General features: G+C 54.0%; 13 protein-coding genes and 1 tRNA gene. 6 read left to right on the top strand and 8 right to left on the bottom strand.

What is annotated here, in order from left to right:
* The first annotated feature begins 659 nt into the window (after positions 1-659).
* On the top strand, positions 660-7,367 hold the full coding sequence (locus H6G13_RS21375; protein ID WP_190486593.1) for a hypothetical protein: 6,708 nt from the start codon (positions 660-662) through the stop codon (positions 7,365-7,367).
* 11 nt (positions 7,368-7,378) lie between these two features.
* Here the strand turns inward: H6G13_RS21375 and H6G13_RS21370 are convergent, their stop codons facing one another.
* The 4 genes from H6G13_RS21370 to H6G13_RS21355 form a co-directional block, all read right to left on the bottom strand.
* Entirely contained in the window at positions 7,379-8,254 is an 876-nt protein-coding gene (locus H6G13_RS21370) for an ABC transporter permease (protein WP_190486591.1), read from the bottom strand.
* 10 nt (positions 8,255-8,264) lie between these two features.
* Positions 8,265-8,882: a Coq4 family protein gene (locus tag H6G13_RS21365; protein ID WP_190486589.1), complete on the bottom strand. Its 618-nt coding sequence runs from the start codon at positions 8,880-8,882 to the stop codon at positions 8,265-8,267.
* Between the two features lie 92 nt (positions 8,883-8,974).
* The gene (locus H6G13_RS21360) at positions 8,975-9,562 is read right to left on the bottom strand and encodes a Uma2 family endonuclease (protein ID WP_190486587.1); all 588 of its coding nucleotides are present in this window, start codon (positions 9,560-9,562) and stop codon (positions 8,975-8,977) included.
* 94 nt (positions 9,563-9,656) lie between these two features.
* On the bottom strand, positions 9,657-10,733 hold the full coding sequence (locus tag H6G13_RS21355; RefSeq protein ID WP_190486586.1) for an ABC transporter substrate-binding protein: 1,077 nt from the start codon (positions 10,731-10,733) through the stop codon (positions 9,657-9,659).
* Between the two features lie 159 nt (positions 10,734-10,892).
* Here H6G13_RS21355 and H6G13_RS21350 point away from each other — a divergent pair, with 159 nt between their 5' ends.
* The 3 genes from H6G13_RS21350 (at position 10,893) to H6G13_RS21340 (ending at position 14,565) form a co-directional block, all read left to right on the top strand.
* Positions 10,893-12,824 (top strand): primary-amine oxidase, encoded by a 1,932-nt coding sequence (locus tag H6G13_RS21350; RefSeq protein ID WP_190486583.1) that lies wholly within the window; start codon positions 10,893-10,895, stop codon positions 12,822-12,824.
* Positions 12,825-12,937: 113 nt separating this feature from the next.
* A tRNA-Gln gene (locus H6G13_RS21345) sits at positions 12,938-13,009 on the top strand.
* Between the two features lie 674 nt (positions 13,010-13,683).
* A complete protein-coding gene (locus tag H6G13_RS21340; protein WP_190486581.1) occupies positions 13,684-14,565 on the top strand; it encodes a WecB/TagA/CpsF family glycosyltransferase in 882 nt (293 codons plus the stop codon).
* Between the two features lie 214 nt (positions 14,566-14,779).
* Here the strand turns inward: H6G13_RS21340 and hypB are convergent, their stop codons facing one another.
* From hypB to speB, 3 genes are all read right to left on the bottom strand, one after another.
* Positions 14,780-15,493: a hydrogenase nickel incorporation protein HypB gene (hypB, locus tag H6G13_RS21335; RefSeq protein ID WP_190486578.1), complete on the bottom strand. Its 714-nt coding sequence runs from the start codon at positions 15,491-15,493 to the stop codon at positions 14,780-14,782.
* A gap of 89 nt (positions 15,494-15,582) precedes the next feature.
* Positions 15,583-15,948 (bottom strand): hydrogenase maturation nickel metallochaperone HypA, encoded by a 366-nt coding sequence (gene hypA / locus H6G13_RS21330; protein ID WP_190486576.1) that lies wholly within the window; start codon positions 15,946-15,948, stop codon positions 15,583-15,585.
* 6 nt (positions 15,949-15,954) lie between these two features.
* Complete coding sequence (gene speB, locus H6G13_RS21325; RefSeq protein ID WP_190486574.1) at positions 15,955-17,142, bottom strand: agmatinase; 1,188 nt, start codon at positions 17,140-17,142, stop codon at positions 15,955-15,957.
* 436 nt (positions 17,143-17,578) lie between these two features.
* On the opposite strand from speB, the gene H6G13_RS21320 reads away from it, so the two are divergent.
* Positions 17,579-17,998, top strand: a complete 420-nt coding sequence (locus H6G13_RS21320) for an Npun_F0494 family protein (protein ID WP_190486572.1) — start codon at positions 17,579-17,581, stop codon at positions 17,996-17,998.
* Positions 17,999-18,114: 116 nt separating this feature from the next.
* Complete coding sequence (cobQ, locus tag H6G13_RS21315) at positions 18,115-19,605, top strand: cobyric acid synthase CobQ (RefSeq protein WP_190486570.1); 1,491 nt, start codon at positions 18,115-18,117, stop codon at positions 19,603-19,605.
* A 144-nt stretch (positions 19,606-19,749) separates the two neighbouring features.
* Here the strand turns inward: cobQ and H6G13_RS21310 are convergent, their stop codons facing one another.
* The gene (locus H6G13_RS21310) at positions 19,750-20,043 is read right to left on the bottom strand and encodes a hypothetical protein (RefSeq protein WP_190486568.1); all 294 of its coding nucleotides are present in this window, start codon (positions 20,041-20,043) and stop codon (positions 19,750-19,752) included.
* Positions 20,044-20,224 lie beyond the last annotated feature (181 nt).

The raw sequence follows: 20,224 nt of genomic DNA, 5'->3' as shown, positions 1-20,224 counted from the left end.
GTTTGAGAGGGGCAGGAACTATGATGAACAACAGAGGGCTTATAGACTTTATTCCAGGAGATAGCCTCAAAAACAGTGGCCAAACGGCTCAGCCGCTGCCCGAGTTTAGGAAGCTCAGCCCAAAGCTGCTGTTAATACAGTAATCCGGTACGGCTCAGGGCGATACCTTAGCAGACCCAATATATCACCAGTTCTTAAAAGAGGCCGCTTCTATATAGAGGAGGCTCTTTGAGATAGCAGCGACTTCTGGGCTGGATCTGGATCAACTGGTTGATGAGCGATCGCACCTAGGCAAACTGCCTCATCGGACAGCGTTGGTAGAGGGTAAATTAGATGAGACTGAGTATCAAGAAGTTTGAACCTGCGCCGCATTTTCCCTTTAGACTGTGACTTTTACCGCTGTCTGGCATACACTTTGGGCAAAAGTCCAGAGGGAGCGAAACTTGGACGGCTTACGTGAGCGATCTGGCGGTACCATTAACCGTTTGTTAAGCCACTTCTCGGTTCTCTAGGGTCTCTTCATCGCTGGCCGAGCGGGGCGCTTCTAAAAGCTTGTTCGCTGTCTGCTAGAAGGCCAAACCTAGAGTTGAGCAAGCCTAATATCTTCGCACCTTTACAGCGACTACAATCGACGAACTTGTGCATTCAAGGGGCTGAACGTGACTTCTCAGAGGGAACAACTGCAGGGGCTGATTGCTGAAATAGAGGTGATGTTGGGCAAAGCATCGCCTAAGCTGCCTTGGGTCGTTTCTAACGAAACAGCTCAACAGCGTAGAGTCCTGGAGAAGGTCTATGAATACCTCCAAACTCTGGAACACTCTAGCGGCTTAACGACAGGGGAACTCACTGCCGATGGCGAGCTCAGGGTGGGTGAGGTGGCGGAGGGCTCTGAGTCTTTAGAAGCTTCGGCCGGAACTGTTTTGCAGGCCCTGCTGCAGGAGATGCAGTATTTGCGATCGCAAATGGTGCAGCCCCTACGCTCAGAAATCAGCGACCTACAGCAGGAGCGACAGGCCCTCCTAGAGGAAGTTCGGCAGATCGAGCTGACCCGGCAGCAAATGCAGCTGCCCGCCCCTGCCCTTGACCAGGCCAACCTGGACCAGCTGTTTCAGGCTCTAGCAGAGCGGCTAGAAGGCCAAATGCGGTATCAGATTGAGCAGAGCGTGCAGCGGCTCGATGCTGAAGTCACCAACACCCAGCTACTATCAGAAGCCGCACAGCCAGCGCCAGATCTGGGCGAACAGCTGCCCCAGCTGTCTCCGGCTCAGCGACTAGAGCAAATGAAACAGCTGCAGCGCCAGTCAGATGAGCTGGTGCTAAACCTCGATAAAACCCTGCGGGCTGTGTTTGAAGCCCTGCAGCAGAGCGTCTACAGCTATCAAGATTCGCTCTCCCAGGGCCTCGACAAGATGCACACGCTGGGGCAGCAGGGCGAGATGATGTTCAATGCGATGATCGCCCATCTAGCTCAGCAGATGAGCCAGGATGGACCGGCATATCTGGAGGCAGCCAGAGACCGCGGGGATCAACCAGCCCAGCTGCCGGTGGCTCGTCAGACAGCCGCGACACCCCCAGCAGCAGGGGAAACCCCATCGGTTGATGAAGATTGGGATGCCCTAGAAGCGCTTAACCTAGATTTAGACTTTGAGGAAGACGAGGAAGTCACACTCTTTCAGCTGGATGAAGAGCTAACCCAGCTTCAGCTAGACGAACCGGAGGAGTCACCGTTTGCGATTGGGGCTGATCCAGAAGACGTGACTGTAATTCAAACAGGCCCCAATGTTGAAGAATCCAAGAACGAAGATTTAACCGATCCGCTGCGGCTGCTCGATCAGCTAGATGAGGCTGCCCCCGATCCAGAAGCGCGGGTAGAAGTCCCGCCGGGTGAGACCCTACCAGCCGCCTCGGTTAAGCCTATCAGCGGGGCAGAAGACCCCTATCAAGAACTAGACGAGCTGTACGAAACGCTGTTTGGTGAAGACAGCATCTCCCTTGCAGCTCCGGCTGAGGCTTCTCCGGGCACAGAGCCGAGGACTGATGCAGACCTCAATCTGATGTCTTGGGAGCCTGAAGGCACAGAGACGGATGCATATGCAGAGTCTTTCCCTGACTTGATGGGCAGCGGCTCTCCTAGAGATGACCTTACAGCAAATGACCTTACTGGAGATGATCCGGTTGAGGACCAGCCCCTGGTCGAGGGGTTCACGGTAGATGAGTTTGCTGTGAGTGAACCTTCCGCAGACGAGTTCGCTTTAGAAGGCCTGACTGACGGCGAATCACCTATCAATGAATCCTTGGCAGACGACTTCACTGTGGGCGAACCCTTTGTGAATGAATTTGCTGTGGGTGAATCTTCTGCGGATGACCTCACTGTAGGTGAACCTGTTGGACAGCAATTCGATATCAGCAGTAGCAGCTCCTTTGAAGACGAACCCACTCTCGACACGCTGCTCTTCGATGAAGCCGTGGATCAGGTGCCTGAGCCTTCTGCGGCGGAGACGTTTGACCTGGCTGATCCGACTGAACCAGATGTGCCTGCTATCAGCGGTGAATCGGCTGCAACCCTAGATGAGGTTTTTGGCGCAGACTTTTCTCAATCCCTAATGGCAGAGGTAGAGGAAGAGACTATTGTCGCTGAGACTATCAGCTCTCTAGCCCAGCTGCTGCCCGATGAACCCGGTACCTTCCAGCCGCGCTCCCCTGATTCTCTCGATGAGACCGGTTTTGGTCGGGAGGAATATGGTGCAGCAGAAGATACTTTTATCCCAGCAGCGGCGGATGAGGATCTGCTGGCAACGGATGACCTAGAAGTCGCTTCAGGCTTCGGCCTGGAATTTGGTGAAACCACCCTTGAACAGCTCAATGCCGATTTGTCCCAGCTGGAATTACAGGAAGACCTAGCTCCAGCTACCCAGGATTGGTCAGAACCGTCACCAGAGCCAGCGGACCTTGAGCTGTTTCCTGAAGCCAGCCCTGAGAGTTCTTCTGTAGAACCTCAAAACGTGCTGCCCCAAGAGTTTTGGTTGACGGCACCAGCGTCACCTGAGCTTGAGACAAACCCAACGGCTAGCTTAGAAGACTCTGCGCAAACTGTTGATGATGGCTTTACCTCAGATTCTGAGGTGCCTTCCCCCGAAGAAGATGCGACTTTCTTACTCGATCAGCTCTTTGCTATCCCTGATCAAGAGGGGGCAGTAGAGCCTGCAGTAGACGTTCAGCCCAGTGTTCCAGCAGCAGAGGAGGAAGCTGACCCCGCTTTTGATTGGCAGACTCTCTCTGATCAAGAGGGGGCACCTGTGGCAGACGTTCAATCCAACGTTCCGTCGGCAGAAGTTGTCCCAGTAAACGATTTGCAGTCTCTCTTTGACCAGGAGGGCACAGCATCTGTAGCAGCAGACCAGCCCTATGCTCCGACAGTGGCGGAGGAACCCGATCCTGCTGACGATTTACAGTCTATTGTTCAGGAGCTTGGCTTGGCATCAGCGGCAGATCCTTCTGCTGTGGGCGAGTCGGGCCTGACCCTAGAAGATTTGCTGGAGGCTACTGAACTAGAGGCTACTGAACTGGAGGCTTCTGAGCCAGAGGCTACTGAACTGGAGGAGCCCTCAACTGCCGAAGTGCTTCCTCTAGTCCTAGACGAGCCGACCCCAGAGCCGCTGAGCGCTGATCTCTTTTCGGATTTGCCTGCTGAAACCCTCCCATCCCCCTCAGCAGAAAGCTTAGAGACTGAAGCGGCTCTTAATCTAGAAGATTTTATAGATGACCTAAGCCTGGGGGATGCTCCTCAGCCGGAAGCGCCGATTCAGGAGGAAGCGCCAACCCAGGAACTTGTGACGGCAGAGAGCCTGTTTGAAGAGGTGGCTGAACTGCCGTCAGCCGAGTTCCGTGAACCTGCTGCTACGGTTGACGATGACGATCTTTCTCTAGATCTGCTGGAGAGCCTGGATCTGAGCTTAGGCTCTGCAACAGATGCTTCAACTTTTGATCTGACTGCAAGTGAACCCGCTGAAGACTTCACGTTAGACGCTTTAGGCGAGGATATTGCGGTTGAACCCTCACCTTTCCCGGTGCTGGAACCGGAACCGGAACCGGAGGGGGCTGCGATAGCCCCAGAGGGTCAGCCTTTGCCCCTTGCACCTAGCTCCGATGACGACCTCAGTGATCTGCTAGACAATGTAGCCAGCTTGCTAGAAGCGCGGGGAACCCTCTCTCTTGACCCAGTGATGCCGCCAGAACCTGCAGCCCCTACTGCTCCAGAACCGGTAGAGCAGAGCGCTGAACAGCAGCCTGAAGAGACGCTGGCAGGCCTTGCCGACGACTGGCAGCCTGCTGGAACTGAGGTGACTCCGGCTGAAGCTGAGTTTGCAGTGAGCCTGGAGGATTTGGACCTGTTTGGCGATGAGCCAACGATGCTACCCTCTGCAGCTGATGAGGGCGAACCGACAGCCGGAGAGCCAGCTTTGGATTCAGCCGAGCTGGGTACACCCCAGGATGGCTGGGGGGATGACCCTATGGCCTTCCTAGAGACTCGTGCGGAATCTAATGACGACGCGCCAGCGGCTGCGGCACCCTCCGAGGTAATTGACTGGGATGATTTAGCCACTTTGCTGGAATCGGAGTCGGCAGCGGCTGGCCTAGAAGGGGAGCCTGTGCTGGAAGAGTCAGCCTCCTTTCTAGAAGATGCAACGCTGCTAGGAGATCTAGGAGATCTAAATGCTGCTCTAGACCAGGCCCTGACAACTCCTTTTCCCCAGGACGAGGCCGATCAGGGGTTATTTGGAGACTTGCTTGCGCCTCCAGAAACGGCTGCTGACAATCTGGCTTTGTTTGATGACGATGAGCTGAGCTTACCGGTGACTGAGACGGCTTCAGTGGATGACTGGTTAGCTGAAGCGCCTCCTGCAGAGGCGTTCGTCGCGCCGGAACCCTCGGGAGAAGCATTGTCGCTGGCTGATTTGCTGCGCTTAGTGGCTCCTGACCAGGAGCAACTGCCGCTCGACCTAGAGGCAGATGAAGCTGCAGAGACGATGGAAGTCAGCTCGCAGCAGCGGATGATGGCTGATCAGGAGGATTTGCCTATAGAGGCCAGTGCAGCCGAGATCCAGTCTCTGAGTGTCCTCACTACCCCCGATCTCTCTCTAGAATTGTTGGGCTTGCTCGACAGTGACGAGGAACTGCTAGCCGAGCTGACTTCACCTGCAACGGTGGAGCCTCCCTTTCTCCCTGAAGCTGACAGCCCAACCGAAGGTCTGCTCACTGGGCCGTCGCCAACAGAGATTGAGGCTCCAGCAGATCGGCTGACTGCGCCGACAGAGGCAGATTTGATCAGTCGGGAAATACCTCTGCCCGATGTTGCTTTGGAAATTACTGAGGCTGGAGCTGTCGTGCCCGAGACTGCTGGGGAAGTCGCAGCCCCGGTAGATTCAGGGACTGCGGCTTTGGTGCCCGAATCGGGGAGCGATTTAGGTGGGGTTCGGGAAGCCTGGTTCTTGGGCCTAGATATTGGCACAACCGGTCTCTCGGCGGTGCTGCTAAACCAAATTGCTGGGCAGGTATATCCCCTGTACTGGGTAGACAATACGGTTTCCGGTGTAACTGCTGACAAGTTTTTCCGGCTGCCAACGATTGCGTCTCTAGCCGTTGCACGTACAGGGCAAGATTCCTGGCGCTTGCAGTCAGTGGGTTCTTCAGCCTTGACCGTGACTTGGGACGACGAGGATCGCTTTGACGACGGCGAAAATGACAGCGTCTCCCTGCTGCTCAAAAACCTCAAGCCCCTGCTCAAACTGGGTATTTCCTATCGAGAGGGGGACACGGGGCAGGAAGCTCCCCAGGTGCAGTGGTCTGAAACGGTGCAGGTGCCGCTGCAGTCTGTGCAGGCTAGCCTACAGGCGCTGCTGGCAACGCTGTGCTCAGGCGACCAGAACTCGCTGAGTGTTGGGGCTGTGGGGTTAGAAGAGGCTGCCATTACCCATGCTTTGGGCCACTTGCAGGGGGTGATTGCGAGCTATCCTGCCAACTGGCCCGATACCTACAGCTTTAACTTGCGCGAGGCGATTCTGGCCGCTGGGCTGGCTCAATCTGCAGATCAGATTTACTTCATTGAAGATGCGATCGCAGCTGTCCTCTCCGGCCTACCTAACCCCGCCACCCCTGTACAAACAGCCAGCACCCAGCCGCTGCGACAGCAGACCCTCTATGCCTGCAACTGGTCGGGCGGAACAGTTGTCATCAGCGCTGGGGCTACCCTCACCGAACTGGGTGTGGTCAATTTGCCTCGCCCGCTGAGTCGTTTGGCCTACCAGGACTTTGGCCTGCACTCTCTGGCCTACGCTGGCGATGGCATTGACCTAGACATCATTGCCTACCTGCTGCACCCTGCTGATCGACGGCAGTCTCAAGCAGGGCAAGGGAACGGAGAAGCGGCTTCTACCGAGACAGGCTGGGGCTGGCAGGCGTCTCCTGACCTGGGCCAGGCCAACTGGGCGGCTCTAAATCTAGATGAGCTGGAGATGCCCCGCATTGCTGAGCCAGATCCAGCTCTGCGCTACCGGCTGCAGCAGCGGCTGGAAAGCTCTCTGCTGGGCCAGAGCGTGCTAGAGGCGGCCCGCCATCTAAAACTCATTCTGCAGCACCAAAACCAGTTTGAGCTGAAGCTGGCCGATCAGCGGTGGATGGTTCGCCGTAAAGACTTAGAAAATCGCATTGTGCTGCCCTATATTCAGCGCATCAATGGTCACTTGAACCGACTGATGAGCCAGAGCGGACAGTCGGCCCAGAGCGTTAACCAGGTGATCTGTACAGGGGGTACGGCTTCGCTGCCCTCGATTACTCGTTGGCTGCGACAGAAGTTCCCGAATGCCACCATCATTCAAGACACCTATCCAAATAACCGCCCCCCAAGCTGTAGCCGGGTGGCCTATGGGTTGGTCAACTTGGTGCGCTATCCTCAGGTGCTGGACCTGATCCGCCATCAGTACAGCGACAACTTTTTGCTGATGGAGCTGGTGCGGACTTTCCCCGATCAGCCCCTGCCGCTAACCGGCATCTTGCACCTGTTAGAGCAGCGAGGCGTCAACACCCAGGCTTGTGAGCTGCATCTGATCGCCCTGCTAGAGGGCCGCCTGCCCCCTGGGCTGGTGCCTAGTGTCAATGATGTGCCGCCCCTAAGCGCAAGCTCACTTGAGGAGGAGACGGTGCGATCGCTCAACCAGGCCCCCCTCTTCACTCGCCAAAATGGCCAAATTTATGTGCCCAACACCGATCAGTGTCAGCAATTGCTGGCCTATCTAGCTGCTGTGCTGGCCGGAAAATATCAGCAGCTGGAGGAGCCGCTGTTCGTGCAGCTAGGGCAACCGGCATTGTGATCGTCTGATTGCTACAGGTTTTCTAAAACCCCGCGTTTGGCCATCACGGCAATCAGTCCAAACAACACCAGCAGCACCACCACGGCAAAGGCAGATCCCAGAGGCCAGTTGGCCGCTACGCCAAACTGGCTAGCCACAATGTTGCCCACTAGAATATCCCCTGCCCCACCCACCAGCGACGCTGTGATGTAGTCGCCCATTGTCAGGCTGAACACTGATAGCCCCCCCGCCAACATTCCTGGCAGCACCAGCGGCAACATTACCCGCCTAAAGGTGTAGGTCGGCGGTGCACCTAGGTCGGAAGAGGCTTCCAGCAGATTTTTGGGCAGCCTTTCAAAGGCAGTTATTAGAGGCAAAATCATAAACGGCAGCCACACGTAGCAGAGCGTGATCACCATCGAAAACTTGTTGTAGAGAAACAGTGCCGAGGGTTCGTTCAAGACCCCCAGCCACACCAACAGGCTATTGAGCACCCCGTTGTAGCCGAGAATGATGCGCCACGCAAAGACCCGCACCAAATAGCTGGACCACAGCGGCAGCAAAATCAAGAGCGTCAGGGTTTGCTTGAATTTGCCTGCATAAAATACCAGATACGCCGCTACCGGAAAGGCCAACATTAGATCAATTCCAGTCACCAAGGCGGCAATGCTTAGGGTTCTTCCCAGCGTATTTCGATAGCCAATATTGCTGAGAATTTGCCCAAAGTTCTCCCAGGTAAACTCAGGAATGATATCGACATATTCGTGCCGAAAGAAGGCGTAGCTCAGTAAGATCGTTAGCGGCAAAAAGTAGAACCCTGCCATCCACACAAAGGGCGGCAGGAAAGTTGCCCAAAATGTCGAAGCAGGTTTCTTTGCGGCAGGCAAAAATGGAAAAATAGCAGTCATACTTAACGGGTTAGAGGGCTTCGGGGTGAGGCGGCAGGCCTAATTGCGATCGCACCTCTCCAATAGCTTCCTGCCAGTGCTCCTCAAAGCGATAGCCTAGGAGAAATTTGGCCTGTTGAGCCAGGTTGCGGCCTTTGCGGGTGTTGGTTGCGATCGCAGCTTTCTGCCCTGGCGCAATCAGCGGGTAAAGCCACCGCGCTAGCTGCAAGCTAAATCGTAGAGAAGGACTATAACCCTGCTCCGCTGCAAAAGCCAGCACCCCAATCTCGCCCGCATAGCTCGTGTCAAACCCCAGCAGCACATGAATAATGTCATGGGTTACGGCATAGCGCAGGGCAAATACATTCCGGCGTGCAACCTCGCCCAACTCAGGGCTAACGTTAAGAGGCGTGAGGCCATTCTCCTTCATATGATGGGCGTACTCATAGCCAAAGGTGCCTGCCGGATACTGCATTAAGTTGTCTAGATCGATAGGGGGGTAATAGCCAATAACTGGCTCCAAAAGAGAGGCAACTTTTGGGTTTACCTTTGCTCCAAAAAGGTCTGACTTGAGAATGGCAAAGTCTCCCAAACGGTTTTCCTGTTTGGCCTCTAGCAGTTGACTCACTTTGTTAAGAGCGTTTAACATAGGCACAAATTAACGCATCTACTCTCAGGGTAAAAGCCAATTGAGAAGATGTTGAGTAATCTGAGGTTGGAAGGTCACCCGAAAGGGTGGATTTAGGTGTCTGGGTTGAGAATTTTCTCAGCAGTTAAATCTAACGTTGGGAAAGTTGTTGATGCCATCGTCTGTGCTCCTGAAACTGTTAAAGCATCGTAGAAACCTTCAATCAATACGCAGAGCGTAATTTTTTGTTCCAAGGGGTCCACAATCCAGTATTCAGGAATGCCTAATACTCCATATTCAGAGCGCTTAGCACGGTAATCAACACTTTTTGTAGATTCACTTACTACTTCAACGACTAGAAGCGGCGGAGGATCTGTCAACTCAATAACAGATTCTCGATTGCGGAGCAGCCTCCATTGTTCAAGCGGCAGTACAGTGACGTCTGGAATCCGAGAGGTATCCCAGCGGCCCCGCTGAGGCGATCGCACGCCAATAACGCCTTTTCGAGCGACCCAAGGTAGTGCCTGCTGTTGAATAGTTTGCTCAAAGCTACGCTCAAGGAAATGCATGATTTCGCCATGTAGCCCACTGCCCAAACTCATGGGTACCAGTTCACCATTAACTAACTCATAGCGAGTATCTGCGCCATCTTCGTAGTGCAGATACTCGTCAAACGTGAAACGATTAGTAGCTACCGTCATTGCTTCTAACTCAAGGATTGCCCAGTTGAGTCATGCCTGGTTAGAACCCAAACTAAGCAATAGAACACTGCATCAATTATGATTCAAACCCCATCTACTGTCCTCGGAACTCATTCCAGAGGGCGACCCATTCATCATAGTTGGGCACTGTTTCCCAGAAGTAGATATTGCTGTAGTAGTTCTCTAAATCATCTAGGTGCCAGTCAGCAATCTTCTCCTCACTCAGGAGCGGCAGCACCTGGCTAGATACAGGCCAGTAGCCAGTCACATCAGACATCGCCTTTTGAGCGGGCCCAGTGAGCATGTAATTCATCCAGGCATGGGCAATGTCAGCGTTTTTAGATCCCTTCATCAGCATCCAAGAATCGCTCCAGCCCGTCGCCCCTTCTTGGGGAATGGTGGCTCCTATCGGAAAGTCGGCCCGCTTTAGTTCCTCAATCGTGACCGGCCAGGCCCAGGCCATTGTGACTTCTTTGTTTAGGAATAGCTGGGAGAGTTCGCCCTGGCTGCTCCAGAACTTACGCACTTGGGGTCGCAGGTCAAACAGCTTGGGCTTGATGTCGTTGTCTAGAGTGCTTTTGTCCAGGTCGTAGATGTCGGGCTTGCCACCCCACAAGGCCACATCGGCAGAGAAGATGGGGTAGTCCGGCAGCGAGATCTTGCCCTTGTATTTCTCTTCATACAGCACTGCCCAGGACTGGGGTTCCTGCTTGACCACCGAGGTGTCGTAGATCAGAAAGTCCGGCCCCCAACCGATTGATACGCCATAGGGGGTGCCGTCAAAGGTGTTGTACTCTGGCTGCTTAAAAATGGGGAAGAGATCGCCGTAGTTAGGCACCTGCTCCAGATCCAGAGGCGCTACCAGGCCAGAATCGTATAGGCGCTTGGTTAAATCGCCGGAGGCTGTCACCAAGTCGTAGTTCTTGCCTTTGCTAGCGCGAATTTTGGCATACATCTCATCGGAGGACCCGGCATAGGTTGGCACCACCCTGCAGCCGTACTCTTCCTCAAAGGGTTTGCTAAAAGACTCATCCATGTAGCCCTCCCATCCGATAATGCGAAGGGTGCAACTGGCTGCCTGGGCTGGGGCAGTAAAGCTGATCAGGCTAAGGCTGAGGGTAAGGCAAATCCAGAGGAGGCTAAGTGCGATCGCATCCAGTTTCAATTTCATACAGTCAACAGTCCTGTCTCCAGGGATAAAGAGGAAGCGGGCGCGGCTTTTCCCGGAAATGTGTCGAGGCGAAACAGCCAGCCACCCAGGGATTGCATTACGATACCCCCAATGTTTTTGGTGCACTACTGCACTTGTTACGAAACGTAGGCATTTTGCATGACACTCACTTCAATACCCCCCGTGGCTTCAACCCCACACCTGCATCCACTAGAGCCGCTCACTGCTGAGGAGATCCAGCGCGCTGTTGCAATCGTTCGCCAAGAAAAAGCAGCTGGTGATACCTTTCGGTTTCCGGTCGTCACGCTCCACGAACCGCCTAAGACAGCCGTTCTGAACTATAAACCCGGCGAGGCGCTAGCGCGGGAAGCCTTTTTCATCCTGCTCGACAACGTCACCGGCAAAGTTTACGAGGCAATTGTCTCCCTCGATCAAAATACCGTTACGTCCTGGCAGCACATCCCCGACGTGCAGCCCAACATCATGGCCGACGAACTGGCTGAATGTGAAGCTGCTGTTAAAGCTCACCCAGCCTTTAAAGCAGCCGTCGAGAAGCGAGGACTGGATCTTGAGACAGTCGTGGTCGATCCCTGGGCCATCGGCAACTTTGGCTTTGAAAATGAGGTTGGCCTGCGGCTCTCCCGCTGCCTCTGCTACGTCCGCAACACCCCCGAGAGCAACTTCTACTCGCGCCCCATCGATGGACTAGTGCCCGTCGTCGATCTCAATACGATGGAGCTCGTTCGCATTGAGGACGTGGGAGCCGTCCCCGTACCCCCCGACCCCGGCGAATATGCCCGAGAATTTTATCAAGACAAATTCCGCCAAGACCTCAAGCCGCTTCACATCAGCCAGCCCGAAGGCCCCAGCTTCACCATTGAGGGGCACCTGATCAAGTGGCAGAAATGGCATATCCGCATCGGCTTCACTCCCCGCGAGGGGCTGGTGCTGCACCAGGTGGGATATGAAGATGAAGGACGGCTACGGCCCATTCTCTACCGAGCTTCCATGGCCGAGATGGTCGTGCCCTACAACGATCCCCGGCCTCAGCACTTCCGAAAAAATGCCTTTGATCTGGGCGAACATGGCGTCGGTATGCTCGCCAATTCCCTCACCAACGGCTGCGACTGCCTGGGCGAGATTCGCTACTTTGATGCGGTGCTGACCGACAGCCGGGGCAATGTAGCTATTACTGAAAATGCCGTATGCCTGCACGAAGAAGACTTCGGCATTCTCTGGAAGCACTACGACTGGCGGCGTGAGCACACAGATGTGCGGCGATCACGGCGGCTTGTTCTCTCCTTCATCGCCACCGTCGATAACTACGAATACGGTTTCTACTGGTACTTCTACCAAGACGGCACCATCCAATACGAAATCAAGCTGACAGGCATTTTGCTGTGTGGGGCCTTAGCTGATCAGCCCAAGTACGGCACTCTAGTCGCTCCTGACCTCAATGCCATTATTCATCAGCACTTTTTTGGCATGCGGCTAGACTTCGACATTGATGGCGGGGAGAACTCGGTGTACGAGGTCAACACAGCCTCTGAGCCCATGGGGCCAGACAACCCCTACGGCAACGCCTGCTACGCTGTCGAAACGCTGCTTGGCACAGAGCAAGCAGCGCAGCGCATCATCGATCCGCTGGTAGGCCGCTACTGGAAAGTGGTAAACCCCAACGTTACCAACCGTCTAGACAAGCCCGTCGCCTTCAAGCTCATTCCCGGTGAAAACATACTGCCCTTTGCCCACCCCGACGCGCCCATTCTCAAGCGAGCTGGCTTCCTCACTAAGCACCTGTGGGTCACCCCCTACCAGGCCGATGAGAAGTTCTCAGCCGGGGCGTATCCCAACCAGCACGCAGGTGGCGAAGGGTTGCCCAAGTGGACCCAGGCAGACCGACCCCTCGAAAACACTGATGTCGTCGTCTGGTACACCTTCGGTCACCACCATATTCCCCGCCCTGAAGATTGGCCAGTTATGCCAGTTGCCTACAGCGGCTTTACCCTCAAACCCGTTGGGTTCTTTGACCGCAACCCTGCCCTAGACGTGCCGCCATCGCCGCCTAAGCAGGGGCATTGCCACAGTTAAGAAGACAGAAGCGATTATCTCAAACTAATCGCTTCTGTCTTCTCAAAAAAAACAAACAAGACCTCTTGACATTAAACCCTGAGAAACTGCTAATATACGTAAGCCTGCACCGATGGGGTGTCGCCAAGTGGTAAGGCAGCGGGTTTTGGTCCCGCCATTCCTAGGTTCGAATCCTAGCACCCCAGTTTATCAGCCTCTAAATAAAGCAGCCTTTAAGAAAGCATCCTTTGAAGTCCAAAGGATGCTTTCGACTTTTGAGCTATCACTGACTTTCTGCCTTAAGGCTGACCCCTTTTTGAAGCTAAACGCATTAGTCTGCGCAAAGCCCACCTGTAGCTTAGGAAAGCCCGGATTCAGCCCATATGCAAACTTCACAAGCATGTTCAGCTTTTGTGAACTCAATGGGAGACCAGCGCCGCCTTCTTTAACTGTGACTTAGCATGATTACGTAGCATCACGTACAGCCCCAGAGCTCCAAAGCAAATCAGATACACCCCTTACTGATGTGCGAGTGATGTTAGCGTCCTGTATTCAAGGCTAGGCCAAGAAGTCAGGACCCTTCATTTCAAACTGTTCTGCCGATCTCGTTCAACGCTTCTTTATGCAGCACAGAGCTGTAAACGGCATGGGGACTGAAATGGAGATAACCCGGTTTGTTTGACGGTATCAGGGATACTTTGAACTAGCTTTTGGCTTGAGTAGCTCTGATGAGTCCTTCAAGCCCTCTATTAGGAAGCCCTATCCTAGTTTGTTTGCCGACCGCTTCCAGTCCAAACATAGATCTCCGAACCTGCACAGGCTTCAGGGTGTCTAAGAGAAGTGGATGAATCTACCGAAATTTATAACCGTGGGAAAAGTTATGGAGCACAAGTCTACTCAGCGGGTGTCATCAGAGCAGGTTCAGCAGCTTTACCGCGAGTTTCGAAAGGCTGCGCTGACGTCTACAGCGCGAGAACTCCAGAAGCAGCAGTATGCTCACTTGCGTGAGCAGGTTGAAATTCTAAATGTTCCTATTGACAATCTGTCGATTAATGAATTTTTGACCAACCTGACGCGAGGCGTTGTCTTCACGCCTAATGTGGACCACCTGATGAAGCTGCAGCGAGACTCTGAGTTCGTTGAAGCCTATAGCCAGGCAGACTTTCGAGTTTGCGACAGCCAGGTTCTGATGTTTGCCTCTAAGTTCTTAGGAACGCCTATTAAGGCTAAGATCTCAGGCTCAGACCTATTCCCTAGCTTCTGTGAGCACCACAAAGATAATGAGCACATCAAGATCTTTCTGCTAGGAGGCGCTGAAGGGGTTGCCGCTAGAGCGCGCCGCCGCCTCAACGAGCGAATTGGCCGCGAGATCATTGTTGAGGCTCACTCCCCCTCTTTCGGATTTGAGCGTAATGAGGATGAGTGCCAGGCCATTCTGGAAATGGTTCGCCAGTCCTCAGCCAATGTTTTGGTGGTAGGCGTAGGCGCTCCTAAGCAAGAGAAGTGGATCGCCAAGTATAGAGAGCATCTGCCCAACATTGATATTTTCCTGGCAGTGGGAGCAGCAATCGACTTCGAGGCAGGCAACAAACCCCGTGCTCCTCAGCTTATGAGTCAGCTTGGCTTGGAGTGGCTGTATCGTCTGATTACCGAGCCCCATCGTTTGTGGAAACGCTATCTGGTAGATGACCTGCCGTTCTTCTGGCTGCTGCTCAAAGAAAAGCTAACCCGCTTAAAAAAGCTTAGGGTGACTTCTCCCTAGTGTTGCTTTGGGGTAGTGGGTTGCTTCTTCACGTGCTCGAAGATGAAAAGCTGAAAAGTTCAGCTATAGCTGAAGCTATAGCTATCTAGAGTAGGTCAGTGCATTTGGCCTAAACACGGATTTCAAGTTTCGGTAGATCCTATGGGGAGATGCAGTTTAACTGCATCTCCTTTTACTTTGAGTTTTCGGTGCTCAAGTAGGCATCCCGATTCCCTCAAGGTCTTGCGGTATCAGCACTAGAGACGAGTTGGGGCGACCTCTTACCTACAGCAGCGCGGATCCAGTCGAACCAGGCTGCTAGTCCTTCCTCGGTTTTGGCGGAGACGGGAATGATTTTAACTTGAGGATTGATTTGGCGGGCATTGGCGGCAATTTGGTTGAGATCTACGTCTAAATAGGGAGCCAGATCGATTTTTGTGATCAGAAGTACATCTGCCTCTCTAAACATCACCGGATATTTCAGAGGTTTGTCTTCGCCTTCGGTGACGCTAAGCAGCGCTACCTTACCGTGCTCCCCCACTTCAAACTCTGCTGGGCACACCAGATTGCCAACGTTTTCGACCAGCACTAGATCAAGACCTGCTGGATTGTGCTGATGCTCTAGCTGGTGAATGCCGCCTGCCACCATCCGCGCATCGAGGTGGCAGGCGCGGCCCGTGTTGATAGCGATAACGGGTACTCCATACTGCCGTAGCCGGTCGGCGTCTAGCTCTGTGGTCATATCGCCTTCAATAACGGCAATCTTGAGTTCAGAGCTAAGGGCGGCTAGGGTCTTCTCCAGCAGCGCCGTTTTACCTGCTCCTGGGCTGCTCATGATGTTGAGGCAGGTGATGTCCCACCCGTCGAAGTGGGCGCGGTTGTGGTCTGCCCCTTCCTGGTTGGCATGGAGAAGGTTGATGCCTAGGGCTTCGTCAAAGGTTTGATGCATGGTTTCTCCAAAAGTCGGGTGGGTAGTGTGGGAAGGTAGAGACGCGATTAATTGGGTCTTGATTGAGTCGCGTTTGATTCATCGCATCTCTACGAAGTGCTAACCGGCGAGCCGTATTCGATCCGATCGATTTTCAATTCCCGGCCAGAGCGAATGTCGTCCATCGGGGCATTGCAGCTGGGACAGCCATAGTGGAGGCCGATCTCGGGCCGATATTCGCTCTGACAGGCATGGCAAAAGGCAATCAGCGGTGTTTCCCGAATCACCAATTCGGCTCCTTCCAGGAAAGTTCCTCGGGTTTGTACCTCAAAAGCAAACTGTAAACCGGCTGGTTCAACGCAGGTAAACTGCCCCACAATCAGGTGGATTTTGGAAACCTTAGGCCGCTCCGGCTGAGACGCCCACCAGTCTCGCACGGTGATGATGAGGGCCTTGGTCATATCAGTCTCGTGCATAGGTTTCTAGCGCCACTTCTGATCCACGTTCATGTTGGCCTCGGTATGGATGTAGGCTGGTTTTTCCCGGCGAGGGAGTTGGCCGGAGACGACCAGGTGAGCCATAGCGTCACAGATGACGCGGGTGGCCATGAGGGCAGTCATGTCACTGACGTCGTAGGGGGGGGAGACTTCGACTACTTCGAGGCCGCAGACAGGAGCATTGCGAATGATTTTCTTCAGCAGGTAGAGAACTTCGCGGGGCAGCAGGCCGCCTGGTTCGGGCCAGCCGGTGCCGGGGACAAAGCCTGCGTCGATACAGTCGATGTCGAAGCTGATGTAGACGCAGTCGGTGCCGTCGAGGGCGCGCTCTAGGGCAAAGTCGGCGGCAGCATCGAGGCCCATTTCGGTGATGTCGGTGACGGTTAGGATGTTGGTGCCGCGCTCTCGACAGACTTTGACTCCTTGGCGAGGTACCTGCCAACCGCCGATACCGAGCTGTACCAGGTTTTTGGCTGGGGCATTGGCCATGTTGGTGGCATGGAACCAGGGGCAGGTGTGCATCCGTTCATCCAGGTCAGTTTCCTGGGTATCTACATGGCGATCGAAGTGAATAATGCCTACTTTCTTGTCACCTAAATGGCGGCACACGCCTCGCACGGTGGGAAAGCCAATAGAGTGGTCGCCGCCCAAAATAATGGGAAATGCACCCGAGCTAAAAACGTGAGCAATGCCCTTGGAAATCTGGTCAAAGGACTTTTCGTTATTACCTGGGATGGTAAAGATATCGCCGACATCGCAGAGGGTAATTTGCTCGCGCAGATCTACGCCAAACTCAAAGTTGTAGGGGGTATAGAGAGCGGAGATACGGCGAATACCCTGGGGGCCAAAACGGGTGCCGGGCCGATAGGTTGTTCCCGAGTCGTGGGGTACTCCGACAATGGCAACATTGTACTCACCAACTCTGCGGACATCTTCCAAATAGGGAGCTTTCAAAAAGGTATTGATGCCTGCATAGTGAGGCAGTTCTCCCCGTGAAAAAGTGGAAATGGTGCGGTCTTGTATGCTTTCGGCAGCTTCTAAGCCGTACTCTAAACCTTTAGAAACTTCCTGCTGCCAACCGGTTAGAGGAAGATGGGTTTCGAGATCGAGGGCGCGTCTAGCCTCAGACTCACCGCCTGCACCTGGACTTTGAAAAAGTGGATTATCGCTCATGATTTTTGGGTAGAAGGTGACGGTACAGAAGTGACAATAGAACAATACAACGAAGCCCAGGAAGCCAGCGGCTAAATGCTCCGCTATGCCTCCCGGGCTTTTATCCCGCCGTGTGACCGATCAAAATGGGGTCAAGTTGAACGAGTCCCCATTTATAACCAGCTGCTTCTCTCGGACCAGCACATTTTGACTGCGGCAGCAGACCAAAACCGGAACCCTAGAAGCTTCCTATTCTAAAAATGCTCTAACAAGTGGTCTAAAGCGTGCCCCTAGGCTTCTACGCTGTAATTGCTTGACTGTATTGATAGCAAGCAATCCGCATCCCAAAAGTATCTCTTGTTACGAAATAGGCTTTCTTCAGTCAAAATCACGGTGCCAAAATTAAGCAGTCAAATAAGCAGACTAGAATTGTAAAGATGGTAGCGAGCAGCGGAGTATGACATCCACCAAGTCTGGGCCAATGGACGCCATTGAATACCCTACTGAAACTAGACGGCGGGCCGAAAGGGCTCTGCGGTGTTCACCCTTTAGGCCCAAGCTGCTGGCGGATATGCGATCGCAAAGTGTCTCCCTGCGCACTATTACCGACAACCGCGGCATTCACAACGGCTATACCCGCGCCCCCTTGTCAGAGCTAACGGCTGACGGCGAGCTGATGTGGCTAATAGCGGTCGGGCTGCTGCGCCGAGAAGTCGATGGTCAAGGCCTTACCGATAGTTTTCGCCTCACCCCGCTGGGTCGGCAGCTCCTGGAAAAATTTGAGGCAGAGGGTTTTCCGGATTTCCAGTCGGGGCTCAGGGATCACATATATAATGCGTTGAGCCGCTGGCTGCGCTTTCCTGGCTGGCTACAGTAGGTTTTGCGACAGTATTCAGTCTCTAGATGCCCCTGAGATTGGACCCGATTTTAGCCCTCTCTCCGGTTACCTTTCCTGATGGTTGTCACCCCCACAACTACCCTTGGAGACTTTGCATGAAAGCGATTATGGTCGTGGGAACTTCATCTCATGCCGGAAAATCGTTGATTACGACAGCGCTCTGTCGAATCTTGAGCCGCCGAGGTTGGCGAGTTGCCCCTTTTAAGGGGCAAAATATGGCCCTTAACTCCTATGTCACCGCGAGCGGAGCCGAAGTAGGCTATGCTCAGGCGGTTCAGTCTTGGGCTGCTGGAGTGCCGCCCCAGGTTGAGATGAACCCCATTCTGCTTAAGCCCCAGGGTGACATGACTTCCCAAGTCATTCTTAAGGGCCGACCCGTTGGCCGCACCACCGCGAGCCAATATTACGAGAAGTTTTTTGACCTGGGCTGGCAGGCTATTCAGGAAAGCCTGACCCGCCTTAGTCAGGATTTTGACTTTGTGGTGTGTGAAGGGGCCGGCAGCCCTGCCGAGATCAATCTCAAGCATCGCGACTTAACCAACATGCGGGTGGCTAAGCACCTGCAGGCCCCTACCGTTTTGGTCGCCGACATTGATCGAGGCGGCGTGTTTGCCCATATTGTTGGCACCCTGGAGCTGCTTGACCCAGACGAACGCGCCTTAGTCAAAGGCATTATCATCAATAAGTTTCGCGGCCAGCTAGAGCTGCTTCAGCCCGGTATTGAGTGGCTGCAGGAACGCACCGGAATTCCCGTTCTTGGCGTGATTCCGTGGCTTGAAGAAGCCTTCCCGGCAGAAGACTCTCTATCGCTGATGGATCGTAATCCTGGCGGTAATGGACAGGCAGAGGTAACCGTTGCCGTCATTCGCCTGCCCCGAATTTCCAACTTTACCGACTTTGACCCGTTAGAATCGGAACCCAGCGTTCGGGTGGTTTACCTCAGTCCTAAAGAAACCTTGGGCTACCCCGATGCCGTGATTTTGCCGGGCACCAAGACCACAATTGCCGATCTGTTGCAGCTGCAGCGCTCAGGCATGGCCGAATCTCTGCAAAACTACGTTGCCGCTGGCGGCACAATCATGGGGATTTGCGGCGGATTTCAAATGATGGGCCAGTTTCTGGCCGACCCGGAAGGATTAGAAGGTCACGAAGGCCGCTTTCAGGGTCTAGGAATGTTTCCCCTACGAACCGTAATCACCCAACAGAAGATAGCTCGCCAGCGCACAGTCAGCTCTCGATTTCCTCAAGAGGGGCTACCTGTCTCTGGCTACGAGCTTCACCAAGGGCGCACTCAGCTCATTCTCTCTGAGGGCCAAGACGAAAACGGCACCAAGTTTGAGTTTTTGTTTGACGATCGCAGTCTGGGCGTGGTGGACAACTCCCTTTCCCTCTGGGGCACCTACCTGCACGGCGTGTTTGACAACGGGCCTTGGCGACGAGCCTGGCTCAACCGGTTGCGCCAGCAGCGCGGCCTAGGTTCGATGCCAACCGGTATTCCCAACTACCGAGAGCAGCGGGAGGCCATGCTAAATGCACTGGCCGACACTATCGAGTCTCACCTTGACCTAGAACCGCTGCTGAAGTGAGCCCATTAGGGTAAAACGCGAGTCTGGGGCAACCCAAAAAGAAGCCGTCGCCAACTGTCTAAGCAGTTGGCGACCGGAGTGATGATTTTTGGCCCCGTAAGTTCTTTGGCAGTAAGCCGCAAGTCGTTGGAGAAATGGAGCCCGTCACAGCAGCTGGTTGAGTCGCTGCACTAGGGGATTAGTGGCCTGCTGCTTGATTCGGATGTAGGCTGAAGCGATCTCATCCGCTGTCTGTTCTTCGACTTGAGCAGCCAAATCTCGTGAGGGGTAGGGGCGGTACAGGTTGGGGCTGGTTGTGGGCTGCAGCAGCGTATTGGTTACATCCCAGAGCAGAGAGCCATCGAGAGACACCTCAGACGGGTTGCCGCCGAGGGCTTCTAACAGCTTGTCTCGAGCTTTGTTGCGGATAAATAGCCTGACTGGATACACAGTATTCATGGATTGTCTAGACAGGGAACAGATAAACAGTATTTAGACAGCATTCCAAAGCGGTCTGTTACAGAAATCCCTACGTATAAATACGAGGATGCCGTAAACTCTTCGTTTCAGAAGGACGGAAAGCAAAAAAGTATTTTACTCTCTGCCACAGCAGCTTGAAAGCAATCATTGTGGAACGTAA

This window comes from Pseudanabaena sp. FACHB-2040, from assembly GCF_014696715.1.
GTDB lineage: Bacteria > Cyanobacteriota > Cyanobacteriia > Phormidesmidales > Phormidesmidaceae > JACVSF01.
The sequence above is the reverse complement of the archived record's forward strand: the minus strand, read 5'-3'. Positions and strand labels throughout refer to the sequence as shown.